Here is a 17186-nt window from a genome sequence, read left to right on the forward strand (position 1 = left end):
AACGCCCGCGTAAGCGGGCGTTTTTCTTTTCCGGAGTGGAGGAAGCCGCCTGCGCGGCTTCCGGCGGGGCTCGAAGGGCTGCGCTTGCAAGCGCAGCCGCGGCCCGCGGCATGTGGGCGAGTCCCGTCCACTCCGCCAAATTAGAACGCCCGCGCAAGCGAGCGTTTTTCTTTTCCGGTTACTGAAGATGCGGCCGCCGCCCTTGAGAGCGGCCAGTGCCAGAGTCAGTTTTCCGGATCCTTGCTGACCCGGCTGAAATACCGCACCAGCAGCACGCCTGCAATCGCCAGGCTGATGCTGTTGGCCAGCCAGAAGCCGCTGGCGCCGCGTGTGAAGTCGGGCATGCCCTCGATCAGCCCGAAGCCCAGCACATAACCCCCGCCCAGTCCGATGCCCCACAGCGAGCCGGCATAGATCAGCGTCGGAATCAGCGCGATCTTGTACGCGCGCAGGATAAACGCCGTCATCACCTGCACCGCGTCGAAGGCCTGGTAGAACGCCACGAACAGCACCAGCGGCAGCGCTGCCGCGACCACCGCGGGATCGCTCGCGTAGGCATGCAGCACCGGCTTGCGCAGCAGCCACAGCAGGGCACCGGTCAGCACCGCCAGCGTCACCGCCATGCGGATACCTCGCCAGGCAAGGCGGCTGGCGCCGGCCAGGTCGCGCGCGCCGAGATGCTGTGCCACCAGCGTCGAGGTGGCAATCCCCAGCGACAGCGGCAGCATGTAGGCCACCGCGCCCAGGTTGGCGATGATCTGGTGCCCGGCCAGCGTGACCGTGCCCAGGCGCGTGATGAAGATCGACATCAGCGTGAACGAGGTGATCTCGATCAGGTAGGTCAGGCCCATCGGCACGCCCAGCCGCAGCAGCGCGCGCAGCGGGGCGGCAGCCGGCCAGCTCCACATACTGAAGATCCGCAGCGGGTGATAGGCGCTGCCGTAGCGCAGGATCAGCAGCCCGGCGATGCACCAGGCCCAGCTGATCAGCGTCGAGGCCAGGCCGCAGCCGGGGCCGCCCATCGCCGGCACGCCCAGGCCGCCGTGGATGAACCAGGCATTGAGCGGCACCTTCAGCGCCAGCCCGCCGATCTGCAGCACCGTCACCATGACCGGGCGCGACAGCGCATTGTTCAGCGCCGAGTAGATGCGGAATGCCAGCGCCGCCGGCAGCCCGAAGGCACCGAAATGCAGGTAGGCGGTGGCTTTCTCGACCAGTTCGGGCGGCGCCTTGGCGAAAGCGAGCAGCGGGGCCGGGAAGGCCAGCAGCAGCACGCCCGGAATCGCCAGTGCGGCGCCCAGCCATGCGGCCTGCCGGACCTCGGCGCCGATCGCCTCGATGCGGCCGGCGCCATAGAGTTGCCCGGCGATGGGCGACAGCGCCTGCAATACGCCCATCAGGCTGATATAGATGGTGACGTAGATCGAGCCGCCCAGGCCCACGGCGGCCAGGTCGGTCGCCGAGGCGCGCCCGGCCATCACGGTATCGATGACGCCAAAGGCGATAACGGCAAGCTGGCCGGCCAGCACCGGGCCGGCCAGGCTGGCGATACGGCGAAGGTCTTGGAACAGGGTCATTCAGGGCTCGGCAGGCTTGGTCAGGGCTGGATGGTCAGCCCCGCAGCCGCCTGCGGCCGGAATGGTTCGATGGCGCGACAGGCGCTGCGGTGGTGGTGACGCCGGAAAGGGCTCAGGGCTGGCGCGGCAGGCGGCGCCGCGGCAGGTCGGGGCGCGGATGGACGGCGCGCGCGGTATCGACCAGCCGGTACATGCGGAAGCGCTCGTCGCGGTCCGCGGGGCGGCGGCCTTCCCAGATCAGCCGCCACTCGAAATGCGAGATATTGCCCGGCTCGCCATAGTCGACCGCGTCATGGCGCAGCAGCACGTCGCAGCCGTCGTTGGGGCCGCCAAAGCGGATATGGCCGAAATAGGCGAACGACGCCAGCTGCGCATCGCCCATGCGGATCGGCTGGACGCACTGGTAGGCAGGCGGCAGCGCCATCGCCGCGGCCTGGGCCACGTCGCGGTAGGTCTTGCCATAGTTGATCGAGGGCAGCCACAGCGTCATTGCCATGACCCACATCAGGGTGGTGCCGGCGGCGGAAATCACCACCGGGCGCCAGATCTGCTTGGGCGCGCGCGACAGCCGCCAGCGCACGATCAGCACCCACGCGACCGTGGCCGCCAGCGCGAACACCACCGCGGCAATGGTGAACTCATGCTGGTAGCCGGGCAGCTGGCGGAAGACGTTGCGTGCGATGCGCTGCGGCCAGCCGGTGGTCTTGGCGATCCACATGAACCAGACCGTGCCACCGAAGATGGTGAAGAACAGCAGCGCGAACCAGTCGATCGCGTTGATCACGCCGCGCGCCAGCGTGGGCAGCGCGAATGCGGCCAGCACGGCCATCGGCGGCAGCAGCAGGATGAACTGCACGTCGCCGGCACTGCGCTGCAGGAACAGCAGCACCAGCACCGGCAGCAGCAGCGCCAGCGGCGCCGCCACATGGGGGGCGCGGCGCATGCCGGTCCACGCGATCCAGGCCCAGCCCGCGATCGGCCAGACCGGCCACGTGTACAGGAACAGGTTGCGCACGTTGAAGCCGAAGGTCGCCACATTGGGCGAGCCGTAGCTGCGGCGGTCATAGCGCGACCATTCGCGGATGAAGGTCACCGCCTCGTTGCGGTCGGCCGCGCCGAAGTAGGCGGCCGCCAGCCACGCCGACACCATCAGCAGCGCCAGCGGAATGCCGATGGCGGCCAGGCGCCGCCACGGCAGCGGCTTGCACACCAGTGCGCAGACCGCGCTGCCACCCAGCAGCGCCAGCGGCAGCAGGGGCCCGCTGGCCAGCGCCAGCCCGCCCAGCGCGGCACCATAGACCAGGCTGCCCTGGATGGGCTTGTCGAGGCTGCGCACCATGCCGTACAGGGCCAGTGCGATAAAGGCGACCTGGCCGACCTGCGGCGTGGTCTCGTGCCCGCGCATGGCCAGGCCCACGCAGGCCAGGAAGATCAGCAGCGCGCCGTCGGCCAGCGTGCGGCCGTAATCGCGCGCGTTGGGCTGGCCGCCGAAGGCATAGGCAAATGGCTGGACCTCGTCGCGCCGGCCCAGCAGGTAGGTGGTGTACCAGATGCAGGCGCAGGTCGCGAAGAAGAACAGCGCCGTGGCCAGCCGCGCGGCGTCGGCCGCGCCCAGCCAGCTGCCGAAGCCGCGGATCATCAGCGCGCCGATCCAGAACACCAGCGGGCCGTCCTCGCTGTACGGGCGGCCGACGATATTCGGCATCAGCCAGTCGTGCAGGTTGCCGGTGGCCAGCTGCCACATCACGCCAAAGCCGGCGGCGTCCTCGTTCTTCCACGGGTCGCGGCCGAACAGGCCGACCAGGCCATAGATGATGCAGATCGCCAGCAGCAGCGCGCGCGGCAGGGCGCCGGTCGCGGCAGCGGTCAACTGGACGGGGGAGGTATTGGCTTGACGCATCGATGCTCAGGTCGGGCCGTGGCGCAATGGCGCGAAGGCCACAGTATCGCGCATGCGGCGGCCGCGCGGGCCGTGGCATGGCGTGGAAGCCTCACGGGGTGTGGGGTAAATCCAATGAATGCGGCGGTACCGGTCGTGGTCCGGCACAAAAGCAAAGAGGCAGCCGATGCTGCCTCTTTGCTGTTTCGCACAGGCCCCGGAGCATCTGTCCGCAGGCCTTGCGAAGCGGGGTTCGCTGAAAGCGATTTACTTCGCAGCCTTGCCCAGCTTGTTGCCGAACTTCTGGCGGAACTTTTCCACGCGGCCGGCCGTGTCCATGATCTTCTGGGTGCCGGTGTAGAACGGGTGCGATTCCGACGAGACTTCGATCTTGGCCAGCGGGTATTCCTTGCCGTCCTTCACGATCTTGTCCTTGGTCTGGATGGTCGAGCGGGTGATGAAGCTGAAGTCGCTGGACATGTCCTGGAACACGACTTCGCGGTAATTCGGGTGAATGCCTTCTTTCATGATGAGTCCTTTCTGGTTGGGTAGCCAGTCCGTTGCAATCCGCTGTTCTCCGCCGAGGGCGAGAGCGTGCATGGCGCGGCGACGAACGAACCACTTGCCGGTAACGGGCAAACCGGGATTATGGCAGAAAAACAAATACTTGGGGAAGAGGCTGCGCCACGCGAGGCACAGAAAGTGTTGTGCATGAATATGGCAAAAGAATCACATGGAGGCCGGGTCCTGGCGATAGAAGGCGGCCAGCGACTGGTATACAACCGGCCAGTGCCGCGCCAGCCCGGTCGGCTCGACAAAAAATGCCTCTGACGTCACGGCAAAGAACTCGCTCGGCGCCTCGGTCCCATATGGGTCGATGATGCGCAGCGCCGGCGGCAGCCGCTCCGGGTGCTCCCAGTCGGCCTCGTCGCGTGCCTCCCAGGACTCGGCAAAGCGGTCGTACTCGGTCAGGAAGGTCTCGGCCCAGGCTTCCGCGTCGATGTCCGGGTGCAGCACGCGCGAGAAGGGCGGCACGCCGTCGGGCTCGCCGTCGAGCATGTCCAGCTTGTGGGCGAACTCGTGGATGACCACGTTGTAGGTATCGGCCGGCAGTTCGTGGTCGCTGTCGATGCCGGCCCCGGGGGTGTGCACGTCGGGCCAGGACAGGATCACCGGCCCGTGCTCCCAGGCCTCGCCGCTGGCTTCCTCGACCACGCCGTGCACCAGGCCGATCTCGTCCTGCACGGTCCGGCGGATGATGAACTCGCCCGGGTAGAGCACGATGCCGTGCCAGCCCCGGTACCAAGGCAGCCCCAGCTTCAGGATCGGCACGCAGGCCTGCACGGCAACGCTGGCCACCATGTCGTCGGCCAGCGGCAGGTCGTGCGCGGTGGAGTATTCCTTGTCGGCGATGAACAGCGTGGCCAGTTCGCGCAGCGCCGCCAGGTCTTCGCTGCCGTAGCGCTGCACGAACGGCAGCGTGGCGACCGTGCGCGCCCACAGCGCATCGGGGATGGCGTAGTGCTCCAGCTTGCGGGCCCGCGAGCGGGTGCGCAGGAATGAGGTCAGTTTGCCGAGCATGGGCGTAGCGCGGTGCGCTGTGAAATGGTCCGGCAACAAAAAAGGTCGGGCAACAAAAAAGGCGTGCCGTGGCACGCCTTCCTGTCCGCCTTGCGGCGATGCTGCGTTGACGCTGCAGCAAGGGCTCAGCCGCCTCTGCGCATCATATCGAAAAACTCGGCGTTGTTCTTCGTGGCCTTCATCTTGTCCATGATGAATTCCATCGCCTGCACTTCATCCATGTCGGAGATGAACTTGCGCAGGATCCAGATCTTCTGCAGGATTTCCGGCTTGATCAGCAGCTCTTCGCGGCGCGTGCCCGACTTGTTCAGGTTGATCGACGGGTAGACGCGCTTCTCGGCCAGGCGGCGTTCCAGGTGCACTTCCATATTGCCGGTGCCCTTGAACTCTTCATAGATCACGTCGTCCATGCGGCTGCCGGTTTCGATCAGCGCGGTGGCGATGATGGTCAGCGAACCGCCTTCTTCCAGGTTGCGCGCGGCACCGAAGAAGCGCTTCGGGCGCTGCAGCGCGTTGGCGTCCACACCACCGGTCAGCACTTTGCCCGAGGCCGGCACCACGGTGTTGTAGGCACGCGCCAGACGGGTGATCGAGTCCAGCAGGATCACGACGTCGCGCTTCAGTTCGACCAGGCGCTTGGCCTTCTCGATCACCATTTCGGCAACCTGAACGTGGCGGATGGCCGGTTCGTCGAAGGTCGACGCAACCACTTCGCCGCGCACCGAACGCATCATCTCGGTCACTTCTTCCGGGCGCTCGTCGATCAGCAGCACGAACAGGTCCGCTTCCGGATGGTTGTTGGCAATCGCGTGGGCGATGTGCTGCAGCATCACGGTCTTGCCGGACTTGGGCGACGCCACCAGCAGCGCACGCTGGCCGCGGCCGATCGGCGCGATCATGTCGATGATGCGGCCGGTGATGTTCTCTTCAGCCTTGATATCGCGTTCGAGCGTGAGCGGCCGGTTCGGGTGCAGCGGCGTCAGGTTCTCGAACATGATGCGGTTCTTGACCGCTTCGGGCGGCTGCCCGTTGACCTTGTCCACCTTGACCAGTGCAAAGTAGCGTTCGCCGTCCTTGGGCGTACGCACTTCACCCTCGATCGAATCGCCGGTGTGCAGGTTGAAGCGGCGGATCTGGGACGGACTGATGTAGATGTCATCCGTGCTGGCCAGATACGAGGTTTCGGGCGAGCGCAGGAAGCCGAAGCCGTCGGGCAGCACCTCCAGCGTGCCGTCTCCAAAGATGGTTTCGCCCATCTTGGCGCGCTTCTTCAGGATCGCAAACATCAGTTCCTGTTTGCGCATCCGTTGTGCGTTGTCGATCTCGAGCGTAGCCGCCATTTCGAGAAGCGCAGACACGTGAAGCGATTTGAGTTCTGTCAGGTGCATAGACGAGGGGTACAGATGGGCCCGGACGGGCGAGACCTAAAGGGAAGGGGGGAAATGAGCGAACGCTCGGGGAGTTGTTGGTGGCATCTTAGCACAATCCGACCGGGCCGCCAGGATGTGGCGCACGCACGTCGGATCGTGACAAAACCGGGACCGTGGGTCAGGTCCCGGCGCGCAGCTTACAGGTTGCCGTCGAGGAAGGCGGTCAGTTGCGACTTGGACAGCGCGCCGACCTTCTGGGCCGCGACCGCGCCGTTCTTGAACAGGATCAGCGTCGGGATGCCGCGGATGCCGAACTTGGCCGGCACCTGCTGGTTTTCATCGACATTGATCTTGGCGATCTGCAGCTTGTCGCCATAGTCCTTGGCGACTTCGTCCAGGATCGGCGCGATCATCTTGCAGGGGCCGCACCATTCCGCCCAGAAGTCGAGCAGGACGGGTTTGTCGGACTGGAGGACGTCAGCATCGAAGGAGGCGTCGCTCACATACTTGATTTGTTCGCTCATGGCGGAAAACCTCTGGTTTCGCTCTGTTTATGTTGAAGGCTGGAGACTTCGGAGGGCCGAACCGTTACCTTACACGAGATTGCGCGGACCCGTCGGGCTGCCTCCGCAGCCCGCAAACAGGCTGTGGGGGCCGCTGCCGCGCCCGGTGCTGCCGATATGTTACCAGTTTGCCGATTTTCAAGACCGGCCTGGCAAACACTCGAAAGCGCGCCGGCACGGAAATGATTCTGCTGCAATCGGAGGATTCATTGAAATGCTTATTTTCTATGGCGCCGAGAGATTCGGGTAATCGCTTGCGGCGTGCGGGAGGGTGTGTCATAGAATGCACTTGTGCGCGCCGCGCGGTGCCGATTGAGTGTGGCGTGCGCGTAGAATAGAAAGCGGTCCGCAGGCGGCGCCAGCGGACCAATCTTGCATCCTGCGCCACTGACTAGGTCATCGACATGAACACCGATCCCCGCAAGCCTTCGCAGCCCGAGCCCGAGCCCGGCCAGGCGCCGGACGTGGACCACCTGAGCGATGCGCTGGACCATATCAGCAGCGCCGTGGAGACCAACAGCATCGCCAGCGGTGCCGCACGCGGCCTGGTCTACAGCATCATCGAGACCCTCGGTACCCTGGTGGGCGACCCGGACCTGCCCGAGCATGCGCGCTCCGGCTATGAGGGCCTGCTCGAGACCGCGCGCGAAATCCGCGCCCGGCTGGAAGGCGGTTCGGACTGAGCCGGTTCCGCCTGCCCTGCATCACACTTGCCGCCAGCCGCCCAGGCCGGCGGCGCCCGTATTGTTTCCGTTGCATCCTGACGCTTTCGCCGACCGACGCAGTTCGCGCAGCCATTCCGGGCTGCGCCCCACGCGCCCATGACGTCGCTACGTTTCCGCCCTGGCCCTGATTTCCTTGACCAGGCGGCCACGGCTGCCTGGTATTTCCTCGACCGCTGCGGCGCGCCGGAGGCGGGCGCGCACGTGGTCGTGCCCACCGCGGCGCAGATCCCGGGCGTGCGCCAGGCACTGGACGCCGCCGCGCGCGCGTCGGGCAGCCCGCGGCTGCTGCCGCGCGTGCTGACGCTGGGCCACTGGCTGCTCGACCTGCCGCCCGAGGGCGCCCCGGTGCGCAGCCCGGCCGCACGCCTGCTGGCCGTGCAGCAGGCGGTGCGCGGGCAGGATTGGCTGCGCCGCGCCTTCGGCGCCCAGAACGAGACCGCCGCATGGGGCCTGTCGCAGACGCTGCTGTCGATCTGCGACGAGCTTAACGCGCGCTGGCTCGAAGACGCCGCCATCCGCGACGATGACGAGATCGACGGCGACGATCGCGCCGGCCTGCTGCAGGGCGCGCTGGAACGGACCTATTCGCATCTGTCCGAGCGCTTCCTCGGCGAAGAGGCGCGCATCGTGCTGGCATTCTGGCAGGCGCTGTCCGGCCCGGACGATCCGCTGCCGGCGCGGCGCCGCGCCTTGCGCGAGCTGTCGCAGCAGCTGCGCGGCCCGGTGATCTGGATTGCCCCGACCCCGCCCACGCCGCTTGAAGCCGCGTTCCTGCGCGATGCCGCCGAGCTGGTGCCGGTGCTGCAGGTCGGCTATGACTGGACCGGGCAGGGCGGGAGCGATGCCGACTGGTACCAGACCCTGCTGGCGCTATGGCCGGAAGCAAGGATCGTCGATGATGCCGAAGCCGTCGCCCCCGCGCCGGCCATGCCTGCGCTGCCGCCGCAGCGTCCGTCGATCCGCGTGGTCGGCAGCGCGCGCTTCGAGGATGAAGCCGCCGCGGCAGCCGCGCAGCTGGTGCAGTGGCTCAATGAAGGCCGCCGCCAGGTGGCGCTGGTCGCGCACGACCGCGTGGTGGCGCGGCGCGCCCGTGCCCTGCTGGCGCGCGCCGGCGCACCGGTGCGCGACGAGACCGGCTGGAAGCTTTCCACCACGCGCGCGGCCGCCGCGCTGATGCGCTGGTTCGACCTGTTGGTGCGCGACGGCGACACCGCCGCGCTGCTGGACCTGCTCAAGAGCCCGTTCTGCCTGCCGGAGGTTGCCGGGCGCGGCGCGGCCATCGCGCTGCTGGAGCGCCAGGTGCGGCGCGAGGGCATCACCGGCGGCTGGGCGCGCCTGCGCCAGCTGTTCGGCCACGCACCGACCGCGGCGCAGCAAGCTGCCACGGAAGACGAGGATGCCGCCGAAGCGCCGCGCCACGCCGCGCACGCGCTCATCGCCGTGCTCGCCGACGAGGCGGCGCGCTGGCCGCGCGGCCTCGCGCAGCATCCGCTGGCAACCTGGCTGGAACGGCTCGACGGCATGCTCGACGGCCTCGGCATGCGCGCAGCGCTGGCCGCGGACGATGCCGGCAGCCAGCTGCTCGATGCGCTGGCGCGGCTGCAGGAGTTGCCGCTGGACGAGACCGGCGGCCATGCCACGCTGTCGCAGGGCGAGTTCCGCGCGATGCTGTCGGCGCTGCTGGAATCGGTCGCCTACAAGGAGCCCTCGGCCAGCGGCCCGGCGCGCATCACCATCCTGCCGCTGAACGGCGCGCGCATGCGCCGCTTCGAGGGCGTGGTGATCGTCGGCTGCGATGACGCGCAACTGCCGTCCAGCGCCGCCGAGCTGATGTTCTTCTCCAACCAGATGCGGCGCGAGCTGGACCTGGAAGACCGCGAGGCCCGCTTTGCGCAACAGGCGCGCGACCTGGCCGAGGTGCTGCTGAACAACGACGACGTGGTGCTGACCTGGCAACGCTACGGCAGCCGCGGCGAGCCGCATCATGTGTCGGGCTGGATCGAGCGCCTGGCGGCGTGCTGCGCGCGCGCGGGCGTCAGCATCGAAGCTTCCGCCGCAGCACAGGCGCACGAGACCTTTGCCGATCCGCAGGGCATGCCGGCGCCGGCGGCGGAGCCCGCGCTGGTGCCGGTGCGCTGGAGCGCGCAGGCCTACAACATGCTGCGCCGCTGCCCCTACCAGTTCTTCGCCGGCCGCATGCTGGGCCTGGCCGGGTTGGAGACAGTCAGCGACGAGCTGGAGAAACGCGAGATCGGCGAACACCTGCACCACGTGCTGCTGCGCTACCACAAGGACCTGCAGGCGCGCCGCGAGCGTGGCGAGACGCTGGCGGAAGACCGGCGCCTGGCCCGCCTGGCCGAGATTTCCGAAGGCGTGTTCGGCGCGCTGATGGCCGAGGACGGCAATGCCATTGCCTACTACCGGCGCTGGCGCGAGGTGATGCCGTCGTATGTCGCCTGGCAATCCGCGCGCGAGGCCGAGGGCTGGTTCTGGCGCGGCGGCGAGCTCGACGCCGGCATCGACCTGCCGATGCCCGACGGCCAGCCGCTGCGCCTGACCGGGCGCATCGACCGGCTTGACCAGGGCCCGGGCGGGGCGCATGCCGTGCTCGACTACAAGACGCAGAGCGCCACCCGCCTCAAGCGCAAGCTGGCCGAGGTCGGGGAAGACTGCCAGCTGCCGTTCTACGGCCTGCTGCGCGCCGATGCGGCAGCGGGCAGCTGGGTATCGCTCGAAGGCGCGCGCGAGGGCGCAGCGGCGGCGCAGCGCGAAGTCGGCCTGCCCGATTTTGAAGCCGCCGTCATCTGGCTGGAACGGCAGATGCGCGACGACGTCATGCGCCTGCGCCAGGGTGCCAGGCTGCCGGCCTTCGGCGATGCCTCCGCCTGCCTGTATTGCACCGCCCGCGGCCTGTGCCGCAAGGGCTTCTGGGAATCCACCGCCGTGCCGGCGCTGACATCATGACGCCCCACGATCCGCACCACGTCCAGCCTTACCAGCGCGACGGCGAGCCCGTTTCCGAGGCCGAGTTCACGCGCGCCGCCTGCGATCCCGCGCGCTCGGTGGTGGTAGAGGCCTGTGCCGGCAGCGGCAAGACCTGGCTGCTGGTGGCGCGGCTGGTGCGCCTGCTGCTGGCCGGCGCCGCGCCGCACGAGATCCTGGCCATCACCTTCACGCGCAAGGCCGCCGAAGAAATGCGCGACCGCCTGCTGGAGGTGCTGGCACAGATGTCGCGCGACAGCGATGAAGACGTGGTCGCAGCGCTGGTGCAGCGCGGCCTGACGCATGACGCCGCGCGCGAGGCGCTGCCGCGTGCGCGGCGCCTGCATGCGCAGGTGCTGGCCGCGCCCGGGCGCATGGCCATCGATACCTTCCACGGCTGGTTCGGCACGCTGCTGCGTGGCGCGCCGCTGGCCTCGGGCATCGTGCCGGGCGCGGCGCTGCGCGAAGATGCGCTGCGCATGAAACGCGAAGCCTGGGCCCCGGTCTGGCGCGCGCTGGCCACGGAGCAATACACCGACTTGCGCGCCGCGTGGGAAACGCTGGTCGATGCCGTGGGCGACTTCCAGGCACGCGCGCTGCTGGACGCGATGTTCCATGCCCGCAGCGAATGGTGGGCGATGCAGGAGGGCGGCGACCCGCTGCAGGCGCTGTCCGACTGCCTGGGCGAAGACGCCCGGGGCGACGTGCTGCTGCAGGCGCTGTCCGACGAAGGCTGGCGCGATGCCTGCGAGTCGCTGGCGCTGCGCCTGGGCGCGGCCGGCAAGACCGAGCAGACCCACGCCGCCCGCATCACCGATGCGCTGATGGCGATCACCGCGTGGCGCGAAGCGGGCGCGGCGCCCGGCAAGCCCGCCGAACGGGCGTTCGCGCAGTTGCGCGCCGCGTTCTTCACCACCACCGGCGGCCCGCGTTCGCTGCGGCGCACCGCGGCGCTGGTCAAGGCCGCCGGCGGCGAAGGCATGGTCGATGCGTTGCTGGACGAGCATGCCTCGATCTGCGCCATGCTTGACGACATCAGCGCGCGTTGTTGCGAAGCCGCGGTGCTGGCGATCAACCGCGCGCTGTTCTGCATCGGCGATGCCTTGCTGACGCGCTACCAGCGGCACAAGGACGAGCAGCGCGCGATGGACTTCGCCGACCTGGAATGGCAGGCCGCGCGCCTGATGTCGGACGAAGAGACCGCCACGTACCTGCAGGTGCGGCTGGACGCGCGTTACCGCCATCTGCTGCTCGACGAGTTCCAGGACACCAACCCGCTGCAGTGGCGCATCCTGCAGGGCTGGCTGGCCGGCTATGCGGGCCTGGGCGAGCGCCCGACGGTGTTCCTGGTGGGCGATCCCAAGCAGTCGATCTACCGCTTCCGGCGCGCCGATGCACGGCTGTTCGGCGCGGCCGGCGAGATGCTGCGCGATACGTTCGGCGCCACCGTGCTGCGCACCAACCGCACCCGGCGCAACCGTGCCGAAGTGCTGGACTGGGTCAACGCCGTGTTCGACACCGCACGCGCCGAGGGCCGCTATCCGCTGTACGCGACCCAGACCACGGCACTGGCCGGAGGCAACGGGCCGGTCTGGCTGCTGCCGCTGGTGGAGCCCGAGGACAAGGCCGAAGACGCCGTTGACGATGGTGCAGAGGACAAGTCCGCCGAAGCCGCCTCCGCCCATCGCGACACGCTGCTGCAGCCACGCCGGCAGGCCGGCGATTCGCTGCGGCTGGAAGAGGGCCGGCGCGTGGCCGCGTGGCTGCGCCTGGTGCGCGACACCGTGCCGGTCCATGAGGGCGGCGAACAGCGCCCCGCGCGCTGGAGCGACATGCATCTGCTGGTGCGCCGCAAGACCCATCTGGCTGACTATGAGCGCGCGCTGCGCGAGGCCGGCATCCCGTGCCTGAGCCCGCGCCGCGGCGGCCTGCTGGCCACGCTCGAGGCGCTGGACCTGTCGGCGTTGCTGGCGTTCCTGATGACGCCGGAATCGGACCTGGATCTCGCGCACGTGCTGAAGAGCCCGCTGGTGGGAGCGACAGACGACGACCTGCTGGCGCTGGCCCGGATCGAAGGCGAGGGCGGCTGGTGGGCACGCATCGAGTCAGGCGGCCTGCCCGAACACGTATCCGATGCGCTGCGCGAAGGCGTGCAGCGCTTGCGCCAGTGGTTGCGCGTCGCGCCGCACCGGCCGGTGCATGACCTGATTGACCAGATCTTCCACGGCGGCGAAGTGCGGCGCCGTTATGCCGAGGCCGCGCCGCCGGATATCCGCGAACAGGTGCTGGCCAACCTCGACGCCTTCCTGAAGCTGTCGCTTGACCTCGACGGCGGGCGCTATCCGAGCCTGCCGAAATTTATCGACGAGCTGCAGGAAATCCGCCGCGGCGACGAGGGCGAAAGCCCCGATGAAGGCGGCATGGGCGAGAGCGCCGAAGACGTGGAGCCGGCCGAGGACGATCCGGCGTTTGCCGGCCTCGACGCGGTCCATATCCTGACCGTGCATGCGGCCAAGGGCCTGGAGGCGCCGTTCGTGGTGCTGCTCGATGCCAACCACAGTGAGCCGGCCGCGGACCGGGGCGGCATCCTGGTCGACTGGCCGCCGTCGTCGCCGGTGCCTCGGCATTTCTCGGCCTACGGCAAGCGCAGCGAGCGCGGGCTGGCGCGGGCGCCGTTGTTCGAGGCGGAGGCGGCGCTGGGCGAGCGCGAGAACTGGAACCTGCTGTACGTGGCCATGACGCGCGCGCAGCAGGGCCTGCTGGTCAGCGGGGTCAAGGGCCGTGCCAGCCGCAGCGGTTCGGGCGAGGGCAATGCCGAGATCGCCGGCAGTTGGTATGTGCGGCTGCAGGCCGCAGGCGTCGGCGAGATGGTGCCGGCCTATCCGGGCGAGCTGGCCGATGCGCAGGACCAGGCTCCGATGCCCGCGCGCCTGAGCGAGCCGGTGCGCTTTACCGACTTCCGGCTGCGCTATCGCGATGCGGTGGATGCGCGGCAGGGGATCGGGTTTGAAGAAGAGGGCGAGGCCGAAGACGAGCCCGACGGCATCGTCTTCAACGCTGCGGCCGCCCGCCACGGCGAGCTGGTGCATGCCTTGCTGGAACGCCTGACGCGCTATCCCGAAGCCTTTGCCGGCGTGCCGGGGATCGACACCGTATTGCGCTGGTTCCCGCTGACGGGCGCGCACACCGGGGCGGCACGGCAGGCGTGGCGGCAACAGGTGGCGCAAGCGCTGGAGGCGGTGGCTGCGATGCTGTGCGCGCCGGCACTGGCGCCGTTGCTGGGGGCGGGGGACGCCCGCAGCGCGCGCAATGAAGTCGAACTCTATGACGCGCGCGGCAGGCTGCTGCGTATCGACCGGCTGGTGGAGTTCGACGACCGCGTGGTGATCGTCGACTACAAGCTGCGGCTCCTGCCGCAGGAGCATGAAGCCTACCGCGCGCAGCTGGGCCGCTATGCGGCCGCGCTTGCGCCGATGTTCCCGGGCAAGCGTATCGAGGCCGGCGTGGCCACCGCGGACGGCGAATGGATTCCCGCCGAGCGTCTGGCGCCGCCGATGCCGCAGCAGGGCTCGCTGTTCTGACGGCTGGCGTGGCACCCGGACAGGGTGCCAGAATCGGCGCAAAATGGGATGTGCGGCGCGCGCGCTCGTGGCCCGGCTGTACTAAAGTGACAGGGACTGCGCTGCGAACGACTCGTGCGTGCGGAGATAGCGGGAGGGGTACGGCAGGAGGGGTGTGAGGTGGACGAGCCTGACCCTCGGCACTGGCGGAAAACGGCTGTGGCTGCTTCGTTCCCGACCTGACCAGGTTGACCGCGCCACCATGCGAGGAGGCCCGTCCGAGCGGCATTGTACCCCAGACCGCGATACCGCGGAGAAATTGCGTTGAATGCCCTTTGCAGTGGTGGGTCATTGCCCGCGGCAAATGCGTCGGCTTGATCTGGCGCAGGTAACGCGGGCCGCGGCGGCCCGACCATTCACCGACCCAGACCGTGGTGAGCCAATACATGAACGCAAACGACCAGATCATTCGCGGCGCCCTGGCGCCGCAGGAAATCTCCACCGAAGTCCTGATCGAGAAATACGCCAAGGGCGAAGAGCGCAGCATTGCCGATGTCAGGCAACGCGTGGCGCGCGCGCTGGCCCAGGCCGAACCCGAGGACCAGCGCGAGGCCTGGAGCGCGCGCTTCCTGTGGGCGCAGGAAAACGGCTTCGTGCCGGCCGGACGCATCAACTCGGCGGCGGGCACCGGCATCCAGGCCACGCTGATCAACTGTTTCGTGCAGCCGGTGGGCGATTCGGTGTCGGAGCCGCGCGAAGGCCGCCCCAGCATCTACACGGCGGTGGCGCAGGCCGCCGAAACCATGCGCCGCGGCGGCGGCGTGGGCTATGACTTCTCGGCGATCCGACCGGCCGGCGCGCTGGTGCGGGCCACGCATTCGCGCGCCTCGGGGCCGGTGTCGTTCATGAAGGTGTTCGATGCATCGTGCGCCACCGTGGAATCCGCCGGCGCGCGCCGCGGCGCGCAGATGGGCGTGCTGCGCTGCGACCATCCGGATATCGAGAGCTTTATCCACGCCAAGGACAAGGGCGACCTCAGCAACTTCAATATCTCCATCGGCGTCACTGATGCCTTCATGCAGGCCGTGCAGGCCGACGGCGAGGTCGAACTGGTGCATGAGGCCGAGCCGGGTGCCGACATGATCGCCGCGGGCGCCTATCGCCGCGACGACGGCCAGTGGGTGTACCGGCGCGTGCCAGCGCGCAACCTGTGGGACCAGGTCATGCAGGCCACCTACGACCATGCCGAGCCGGGCATCCTGTTCCTGTCGCAGATCAACGCCGACAACAACCTTTATTACTGCGAGCGCATCGAGGCCACCAACCCGTGCGCCGAGCAGCCGCTGCCGTCCTATGGCTGCTGCTGCCTGGGCTCGATCAACCTGACGCGCTTCGTGCGCCAGCCGTTCTCGCCGCAGGCCGAATTCGATTTCGATGCCTTTGCCGAAGTGGTGCGCGTGGCCACGCGCATGCTCGACAACGTGCTCGACGTGACCTTCTGGCCGTTGCCCGAACAACAGGCCGAGGCCCACGCCAAGCGCCGCGTCGGGCTGGGCTTCCTGGGGCTGGGCAGCGCGCTGGTGATGCTGGGCCTGCGCTATGACACCGAGCCGGCGCGGCAGCTGGCGGCGCGGATCTCGGAACGCATGCGCGACGATGCCTACCTGGCGTCGACCGAACTGGCGGTGGAGAAGGGCGCCTTCCCCCTGTTCGATGCCAACGCCTACCTGCAGAGCGGGTTTGCCGGCCGGCTGCCGGAACGCTTGCGCGATGCCATTGCGCGCAACGGGCTGCGCAATTCGCACCTGCTGTCGATCGCACCCACCGGCACCATCACGCTGGCCTTTGCCGACAATGCGTCCAATGGCATCGAGCCCGCCTTCTCGTGGACCTATAACCGCAAGAAGCGGATGCCGGACAACAGCTACCGCAGCTTCGAGGTGGCGGATCATGCCTGGCGGCTTTACCGTCACATGGGGGCCGACATGGCCCAGTTGCCGGATGCCTTCGTCACCGCGCTGCAGATGTCGGCGCTGGACCATATGCGGATGCTGGAAGCGGTGCAGCCGTATATCGACACCAGCATCAGCAAGACCGTCAACGTGCCGGAGGATTATCCGTACGAAGCCTTCCGCAACTTGTACCTGGAGGCGTGGAAGGCCGGCCTGAAGGGGCTGGCGACCTATCGCCCCAATTCGGTACTGGGGGCCGTGCTGTCAGTAGAGGCGCCGGCGGTGGCTCCCGCTGCCGTGGCCGACGATAATCCGTTGGTTCGCCCCTTCGGCAGCCGGCCGGTGGGCGACCTGGAGGGGGTGACGTCCAAGGTCGAATACCTGACCTACGAGGGCCACAAGACCGTCTACCTGACCGTCAACTTCATGCGCGTCGCCGGCGTTGCCGACGGCAAGCCGGTGGAGATCGAGCGCCCGGTGGAGTTCTTCATGCCGGCGGGGCAGCGCAGCGAGGGCCAGCAGTGGATCACCTCGACCATGCGGCTGTTGTCGATGGTGGCGCGCTCTGGCGGCTCGGTGGCCAAGGCATTGGCGGATATGCGCAACGTGGTGTGGGACAAGGGCACGGTGCGCTACGGTACGCTGCTGCGCCAGGACGGTACCGAGGTGCCGCGCTTCCATGATTCCGAAGTGGCCGCGCTCAGCTACGCGCTGCAGCGCATCCTGATCAAGCGCGGCTTCCTGGATGCCGAGGGCGGCCAGGTGCCGGTAGCCGCGCTGGCGGCCAGGCTGGCCCAGCGCGAAGGCGGGGGGCAGGCGCCGGATGCCGGGGCGGATCTCGCCAGCCCGGTCCGAGCCCCCGGCACCCCCGGTGTCGGCACCGGCAAGCCGTGTCCGGAGTGTGGCGCGCACGCCCTGCACAAGGTCGACGGATGCGCCAAATGCGCTAATTGCGGCTACGTGGGCGAGTGCGGCTGAGCCACGCCGCGGGCTGGTT

At 68.5% G+C, this 17186-nt stretch carries 10 protein-coding genes and 1 other RNA gene; 4 read left to right on the forward strand and 7 right to left on the reverse strand.

All coding sequences use genetic code 11. The features are described 5' to 3' along the window. Window positions 1–224: 224 nt before the first annotated feature. From AC3WRI_RS09805 to trxA, 6 genes are all read right to left on the reverse strand, one after another. Window positions 225–1577 carry an MATE family efflux transporter gene (locus AC3WRI_RS09805; RefSeq protein ID WP_492293269.1) on the reverse strand — a complete coding sequence of 451 codons (1353 nt, stop codon included), beginning with the start codon at window positions 1575–1577 and terminating at the stop codon, window positions 225–227. Between the two features lie 112 nt (window positions 1578–1689). After that, window positions 1690–3477, reverse strand: coding sequence for an ArnT family glycosyltransferase (locus AC3WRI_RS09810; protein WP_492293271.1), 1788 nt, complete (start codon window positions 3475–3477; stop codon window positions 1690–1692). 246 nt (window positions 3478–3723) lie between these two features. Next, window positions 3724–3984 carry a type B 50S ribosomal protein L31 gene (locus AC3WRI_RS09815; RefSeq protein WP_010814268.1) on the reverse strand — a complete coding sequence of 87 codons (261 nt, stop codon included), beginning with the start codon at window positions 3982–3984 and terminating at the stop codon, window positions 3724–3726. Window positions 3985–4185: 201 nt separating this feature from the next. Continuing rightward, the gene (locus AC3WRI_RS09820) at window positions 4186–5037 is read right to left on the reverse strand and encodes a M90 family metallopeptidase (RefSeq protein WP_010814267.1); all 852 of its coding nucleotides are present in this window, start codon (window positions 5035–5037) and stop codon (window positions 4186–4188) included. 125 nt (window positions 5038–5162) lie between these two features. Further along, window positions 5163–6425 (reverse strand): transcription termination factor Rho, encoded by a 1263-nt coding sequence (gene rho / locus AC3WRI_RS09825; RefSeq protein ID WP_010814266.1) that lies wholly within the window; start codon window positions 6423–6425, stop codon window positions 5163–5165. 179 nt (window positions 6426–6604) lie between these two features. After that, complete coding sequence (gene trxA / locus AC3WRI_RS09830; RefSeq protein WP_010814265.1) at window positions 6605–6931, reverse strand: thioredoxin TrxA; 327 nt, start codon at window positions 6929–6931, stop codon at window positions 6605–6607. Between the two features lie 443 nt (window positions 6932–7374). Here trxA and AC3WRI_RS09835 point away from each other — a divergent pair, with 443 nt between their 5' ends. The 3 genes from AC3WRI_RS09835 (at window position 7375) to AC3WRI_RS09845 (ending at window position 14258) form a co-directional block, all read left to right on the forward strand. Further along, window positions 7375–7653, forward strand: coding sequence for a hypothetical protein (locus AC3WRI_RS09835; RefSeq protein ID WP_010814264.1), 279 nt, complete (start codon window positions 7375–7377; stop codon window positions 7651–7653). 138 nt (window positions 7654–7791) lie between these two features. Then, complete coding sequence (locus AC3WRI_RS09840) at window positions 7792–10659, forward strand: PD-(D/E)XK nuclease family protein (protein WP_492293272.1); 2868 nt, start codon at window positions 7792–7794, stop codon at window positions 10657–10659. Next, window positions 10656–14258 (forward strand): UvrD-helicase domain-containing protein, encoded by a 3603-nt coding sequence (locus tag AC3WRI_RS09845; RefSeq protein ID WP_492293273.1) that lies wholly within the window; start codon window positions 10656–10658, stop codon window positions 14256–14258. Before AC3WRI_RS09840 ends, AC3WRI_RS09845 begins: the two co-directional genes overlap by 4 nt. Window positions 14259–14417: 159 nt before the next feature. Here the strand turns inward: AC3WRI_RS09845 and ffs are convergent. Beyond that, window positions 14418–14516, reverse strand: an RNA gene (gene ffs, locus AC3WRI_RS09850) — signal recognition particle sRNA small type. A 167-nt stretch (window positions 14517–14683) separates the two neighbouring features. Here ffs and AC3WRI_RS09855 point away from each other — a divergent pair. Further along, window positions 14684–17167: an adenosylcobalamin-dependent ribonucleoside-diphosphate reductase gene (locus AC3WRI_RS09855; protein WP_010814261.1), complete on the forward strand. Its 2484-nt coding sequence runs from the start codon at window positions 14684–14686 to the stop codon at window positions 17165–17167. The last annotated feature ends 19 nt before the right edge of the window (window positions 17168–17186 follow it).

This window comes from Cupriavidus sp. FW305-27 (genome assembly GCF_058787995.1).